Origin of the sequence: Streptomyces sp. NPDC005533 (assembly GCF_042871845.1) — a bacterium.
GTDB lineage: Bacteria > Actinomycetota > Actinomycetes > Streptomycetales > Streptomycetaceae > Streptomyces.
Map to the genome: position 1 here is coordinate 1 of NZ_JBIAJH010000106.1, position 6858 is coordinate 6858.

The following is a 6858-nucleotide window of genomic DNA, read 5'->3' on the forward strand; positions in this document are numbered from 1 at the left end:
TAATCTGCGACGGCCGGGGCACTCCGCTCAAGGTCATCACCACCGCGGCCAACGTCAACGACGTCACCCAGACCCTCGCCCTGGTCGACGGCATCCCGCCCGTCGCGGGCAGACCCGGCCGGCCCCGCCGTCGGCCCGAGGCCCTGCTCGGCGACAAGGGCTACGACTCCAACCCCAACCGCGAAGAGCTCCGCAAACGCCGGATCCAGCCCGTCATCTCCCGCAAGGGCTGCCCCAACATCAAAGACATGGGCAAGCTCCGCTACGTCGTGGAACAGACCTTCGCCCTGCTCCACCAGTTCAAACGCCTCGCCGTCCGCTGGGAACGCCGCACCGAACTCCACGACGCCTTCGTCTCCCTCGCCTGCAGCCTCATCTGCTGGCGACGCCTCGGGAAACGCCAATCATGATCGTGTTACGAGCTCTAAGGGGGGCACCAGGCTGCACAACATCTCCACGGGCCCTGGCGAATACGCGAGCAACTCGCCCAGCAGACAACCTGGAAGGCCCCCGTCGCAGATGGCAGGATCGGGGGCCACCTGCCCTGTGCCGACTCGTCTGCCTTCCGAGGGCAAACGCCGAAAGCGCTCATCCTACGAGCAGAACAGGAATCTCGACGCGGTCCGCTGACAGCACGGCTATAACACCCGACGCCGTCCCTTTCATCTATGGTTATGCCATGCGCGGAATTCTGCTGGCCGGTGGTACCGGATCGCGGCTGTGGCCGCTGACCCGTTCTGTTTCCAAACAGCTTCTACCGGTATTCGACAAACCCATGGTCTACTATCCACTGTCCACTCTGGTGACAGCCGGAGTGAGTGAAATCCTTATCATCACGACGCCCGGAGATCAAGAGCAGTACATCCGGTTACTCGGCGACGGAAGTAAATTGGGCCTGCGCATCGAGTACGCCGCGCAGGAACGGCCGGAGGGCATCGCCCACGCCTTTCTGCTTGGTTCTGGATTCATCGGCCACGAACCCGTTGCACTGATTCTGGGTGACAACATCTTCCATGGCAGCAGTCTAGGGACAAGGCTGGGAGCCCAAGAAGGCATGAGGGGCGGCCGGGTGTTCGCGTACCAGGTAGCCAACCCCTGGGCCTACGGCGTAGTCGAATTCGACGACCAGGGGCGGGCCCTCTCGATCGAGGAAAAGCCGGCCCAGCCGAGATCCGGGTACGCGGTGCCTGGCCTGTATTTCTACGACAACCGCGTCGTAGAAATCGCCCGCACTCTACGGCCGAGTGCCCGTGGCGAGTTGGAGATCACCGACCTCAATCGGGTCTATCTGGAGGCCGGAGAGCTACAGGTTACGCGGCTCGACCGCGGCACTGCCTGGCTGGACACGGGAACATTCGCCTCGATGGTGCAAGCCTCAGAGTTCGTCCGGGTGATCGAGGAGCGCCAGGGCTTCAAGGTCGGCTGCGTGGAGGAGGCTGTGTGGCGAGCCGGTCTGATCGACGATGATCAGCTCCGGGCACTCGCTCAGCCGCTATTGAAGAGCGGATACGGCCAGTACCTGCTAGGGCTCCTCGACGGCGGCTGGTCCACGATCATGTCCCAGCGCCGGAGCATCGGACGCCAGGCTGAACCGCTGGCAGGAGCTTCTATTGTAGTCAATCCTGGGTATTCGAGGGAGTTAGGCGGCCTCACCCCCCGATAGCAGAAAGGTGGTCGTCCCCGGCCTGCAAGAGCAAGAGTACGAAAATCCAGGTCGAATCGGCTACAAGAATCGTACCATTTTGGCGGGGAAGAGGTCTTGACAAGGATCCTCACACGCAACGGGGTCACGGAAGACAAGAATCTGGCAAGCAAATCACGCTAAGGCTCCAGGTTTGCGAGTCAGCACCCAGCCAGCCCTAGCGAAAGCAACATGGGAGAATGATGAAAATCCTTGTGACCGGCGGCGCGGGCTTCATTGGGTCTGAATTTGTTCGACGGCACTTGACTGTAGGCTCCTCGACAAATATCACAGTCCTCGATGCACTTACCTACTCCGGCATCCAAGCCAACCTAGATTGCATGGCCAGCTACCCAAACTACACCTTTGTCCGAGGTGACATCTGCGATCCCGAAACCGTCGACCAGGTAATGGCAGGCCAGGACGTGGTTGTTCATTTCGCGGCAGAATCACATGTGGACCGTTCGATCCAGAGTGCGGCCCCGTTCATTCGCACCAATGTGATGGGTACACAGGTATTGCTGGACGCGGCGCGACGGCATGGAATTGCACGTTTCGTTCACGTATCCACCGATGAGGTTTACGGTTCCATTAGTGAAGGCTCGTGGAGCGAGGAGTGGCCGCTGGCGCCCAATTCACCATATTCTGCATCGAAAGCAGGGGCCGACCTGCTCGCTCTCGCCTATCATCGCACACATGGCCTCGAGGTTGTGGTGACCAGATGTTCGAACAACTATGGCCACTATCAGTTTCCCGAAAAAGCGATCCCACTCTTCATCACCAATTTGATGGACGGTAAGCCCGTTCCACTATATGGCGATGGCAATAACATCCGCGACTGGCTGCACGTCTCAGATCACTGCCAGGGGATCGAATTAGCGCTCAAGGCCGGAAAAGCGGGAGAGGTCTATAACATTGGAGGGGGAACCGAGTTAAGCAATCGGGACCTCACCTGTCTTATTCTCGACGCTGTCGGAGCTGGGTGGGACAGGGTCGTGAGGGTGCCCGACCGCCCGGGGCACGACCTGCGGTATTCGCTCGACGATAGGAAGATCCGCGAGCTGGGGTACCACCCCCGTGTGTCCTTTCTGGAAGGCCTCTCGGCCACGGTGGGCTGGTATCAGGAGAATCGCTCCTGGTGGGAGCCGCTGACCGCTTCTGCTGCGGCAGTGGAACTATGCTCTCTCTCAGGGAGGCGATGACGTAGTACTCGCCACGGGCATGGACCTCGATCCCACAGTGGGCCGGGTCGCTGACCAGATCGGCTCAGCAGTCGGGCAGTAATATCCTGGTGCTCGATTTGGGGCTTAGGTGAGACGCTGCGGGCGCACGCCCCGAGATGAGCCCACAGGCCAGCGCTGCTGCTGATCGTGGCCGACTAACCCGTTCCGAAAGCACCAGCAGATCTCGGCTCAGCGAAGGAGCGAGGGCCAACGCCCCGCCGGTGTACCCATATCAAGCCGACGTCGTCATTGACATATATGACGACTCACTCTTCGAATCAGCCACTCGCACGTGGTCGCCGAAAGTGGGGTTGGCCCGCTTCCGGCGAGAGATGCAATAGTCTTTTATCCTGCACCACGGAGTGGCGCAGGATCATTTTGAGAAGTGTGTCCTAGATTACTGATCACTGCAGGATGGCTTGGGCCCTGACCCTGCCAGTACCTAGCACCGTCCCGCTTCCCTACTTACCCGCACATCGGCATATATCGTCACACTCAGTCGCTTTCATCGCAGAGTTGGATGGGATCCTTGAAGTCAACGGTCTGCCTAAACATGATCGTCAAGGACGAGGCTCCGACGATCCGGCGTTGCCTCGAATCTGTACGTCCGTTGATCGATACATGGGTCATCGTGGATACAGGCTCGACAGACGGCACTCAGGACGTCATCCGGGATGTCTTCAGTGACCTACCTGGCACCTTGCACGAGCGGGCTTGGAAGGGATTCGCTGAGAGCCGAAATGAGGCGATCGAACTAGCCCGCGACAGTGCAGATCACTTGCTGTTCATCGATGCCGATGACCTGATGCAGGTACAGCCCGACTTCCATATGCCGGACCTGACTCTCGACGTTTATAACATTGCATTGCACGAGCATGATCTCATTCACTGGCGACCTGCCCTGATCTCAACCCGCTTACCCTGGCGCTACGTCGGCGTATTGCACGAATACCTCGAATGCACAGTACAGCACCAAGGCGGAATGCTCAAGGGCGCAAACATTGTCTCAATGGGCGGTGGGGCCCGCGACAGGGCGGGGCGAAAGCAGAAATATCTACGCGACGCCGAGATCCTCGAACAAGGCCTCATCGAAGAACCCGATAATGCTCGCTACGTATTTTACCTGGCTCAGAGCTGGCGCGACGCTGGAGAGCCTGAGAAATCGCTCGCCGCCTACGATCGCCGGGCTGCTATGGGCGGCTTTGATCAGGAAGAATTCTGCGCCAAGCTCTACGCCGCACGGCTCGCTGCGATTCTTAATCGGCCGATGGCCGAGGTGATCGACCGCTTCCTCCTCGCGCACGAGAGCCGCCCTTCCCGGGCCGAGGCACTCGGCGAGCTCGCCCGCCTGTGCCGGATGAATGGCCGTTTTCCGCTCGCGTCCATGTTCGCACGGCAAGCGGCACAGATCCCCTATACAGACGACATCCTGTTTGTTGAATCCTGCTGGTACGAGTGGCGCGCGCTTGATGAACTCGCCGGGGCTGCGTACGCGATCGGCGACTATGAGGAGTCGGTGAACTGTATGGAGCACCTCATCAGGGGAGGGAAGCTGCCTGCCGATGAGCACGACCGTATCTCGAGTAATCTTGAATCCGCACGGCGCAAGGTGGGCTCGGATCATGCGGCGGCCTTGGCTGCATCTCGTTAACATACGATCTTCGTCTACTGGACGTTCCCGCATGACCTCGCAGAGCGGGTCACTCTGCTGCTCGTCACCCGGGAGGGGCACCGCAGCTGCAAGCTGACGTCTTCCGAGCGGGCTCTGGCCGCAAGAACAACACCCTCACCCAGAGCAGCATCGGTTTCGGGATCAACCTGGGCACCGCCCACACCTACCTCCACGTGGCGCCGGAGTTTCGCGGCGCACGAGCTCAAGGGCTGACCGCGGCGCTCCGCGCAGCTAGCACAGTACCTCCGCTCGACAAAACTCTCATCGAGCGTGACCGAGTCGACGACAGGCCGGCGTCACAGCGCCGGGCGGAGCCCCGATCTGGTCAACTCACTCAAGGGCGTGTCCGCCCTGCTGCTGCGCCAGGAGTGCGAGACACATGTACCCCGGTGACACTTCTGGTCCGGCTCCTTCGCAGGATCCTGCGGCGGAGCACCCGCAGTCAAGCCTCGAGAACAAGAAGCAGCCCGCCTGACCGCCGCCACAGGCGTAGAGCGCGCTCCGGGCCAAGGACCCGCTTCACCCCCGCCCTGAGGGGCAAAGCACTGCGGAAGATCAGAGGTAGAAATTCAATGAACGTGATCGTACATTCTGCGGCGCAGAGCGTACGTGGTCCCACCCGCGGCAGCAAGAAGGAGGCCGACGCCTGCCCCGATTTCTAACGGGGCCATTCCGGCCACACTGCCGCCCAGCCCGCCACGGACACCGCCGGTAGCAGTGGTAGCGAGCACCGTGGCGGTGGTGCTGCTAGTGGAACTCATAGTGGGCCAGCCCGGACCACCAGCGATCACCAGGTCAGCTGAGCCCGTCTCCCCATTGCATGTGAAAAAGACGGAGTGAAGGGCTCCGGGCCGAGCGTCCCGGTCCACGGTCGCCCACACGGTCTGGCCACGCACAATGTTTACCGTGTCGAACACATCGGAGGAGACAGTGGCGTAGGAGGCAGCGCAGCCGCTGACAGTGAGTGCGACCTGGCCGCCGGGGGTGACAGTCGAGGGGGTAAGGGTGAACCCAAATGAGGTCACCTTCTGAGCCTGGGCAGCGGCAGGGGCACCGAGGGCACCGAGGGCACCGAGGGCACCGAGCGTGAGTAAGACGCCGGTGCTGAGCAGGGCCGTGGCGGAGCCGCGTATCGCACCCATAATTGATCTCCGAATCCCCGAGGGAGCAGATGCGGAACGGTTTCCGCACGCAGGGACGTGCGCCTCGGTGTCCGTCAAGCTAGGTCCGGGTGCGGTGACCCGCGATCAGGAAGGCGCGAATGGGGCACGACCGTAGGCCGAACTGGGGACGCCCGGCACCGGTTTGCCGAGCGGCCGTCAAACTCCGAGATCCCGAACTGCGTACAGAACCGTTCGGCGGTTGCCGCGACCCTTCGCCCGGGCGGCCGTGTGCAGGTCGTAGATCAGGAATAGCCGGAACAAGACGAATCACGATGTGTCAGCGCCTGAAGTGACAAGCTTCCGCCTGACCCGATCGCTGACGGTACTGGCACGAGCAAGAACAGCGCGGGTGGCGGCGCAACTTCTCCACTTCGACGCCAAACTCGAGCTGATGGATTAGGCGATCAATAACCTTCCGGACCGAATCTTCGCGTTCGACGAGTTCGGCCCAGCAGGATCTGTCCGACGGCCGGCTCCTGCTGGGCCAGCAAAAGCGTCCCGACCGGCTGCCGGCCACCTACCGTCGCCGCCAGGGTGTCACCTACGGCTGCTACTCGGTCGGTGACGACACCTTGTTGGGCATCAACCGGCGCCGCAAAAGCATCGCCCCCACCTGGGCCGGATTGCGAACGATTCGAGCGGCCCGCCCGGACAGCGCTCCAATTTACATGATCCCGGACAACCTATCCGCCCACAAGAACTCGAGAATCCGCAGCCGGGCGGCGCAGAACAACGTCGAACCGGTGCTTCACCCCGGCCAACGCCTGCCGGACCCACCCCGCGAAGCCCACTTCGGACCCCACAGACAGTTCGCACTGGCCAACTCCCACCACCCCAAATCACACCGTCCGGACCCGTGAAATACACAAATGACCTGGGCTGGCGCAATCAAAACACCCGGCACCCCGACATTCTGACCGCCCCAACGAACACGAACGCGCCCGTCCGAAGCGAGAAAGGCACGCGCTGGAGCGGCAACCACTCAACACAACGGTATGACACCCCAGAACCAGTGAGCTTTTTCAGCGGTGAGTCTCCAGGGTGAGGATGGCTCTGCTGATTGACGTGAGTCTGTTCGGGCTGAGGCGAGCTTTACGGAGGACACGCCAGGTCTTGAGG

The 6858-nt window shown here is 61.4% G+C and carries 4 protein-coding genes; all 4 read left to right on the forward strand.

Annotation, left to right across the window (positions count from 1 at the left end; all coding sequences use genetic code 11):
- A partial coding sequence (locus ACFYP3_RS36615) for an IS5 family transposase (protein ID WP_388842344.1) occupies positions 1 to 410 on the forward strand: 410 nt, incomplete at its 5' end.
- A gap of 269 nt (positions 411 to 679) precedes the next feature.
- Positions 680 to 1663, forward strand: coding sequence for a glucose-1-phosphate thymidylyltransferase RfbA (gene rfbA, locus ACFYP3_RS36620; RefSeq protein ID WP_388842346.1), 984 nt, complete (start codon positions 680 to 682; stop codon positions 1661 to 1663).
- 221 nt (positions 1664 to 1884) lie between these two features.
- Positions 1885 to 2883, forward strand: coding sequence for a dTDP-glucose 4,6-dehydratase (gene rfbB / locus ACFYP3_RS36625; RefSeq protein ID WP_388842350.1), 999 nt, complete (start codon positions 1885 to 1887; stop codon positions 2881 to 2883).
- A 574-nt stretch (positions 2884 to 3457) separates the two neighbouring features.
- Complete coding sequence (locus tag ACFYP3_RS36630) at positions 3458 to 4555, forward strand: glycosyltransferase (protein WP_388842348.1); 1098 nt, start codon at positions 3458 to 3460, stop codon at positions 4553 to 4555.
- Positions 4556 to 6858: the final 2303 nt, after the last annotated feature.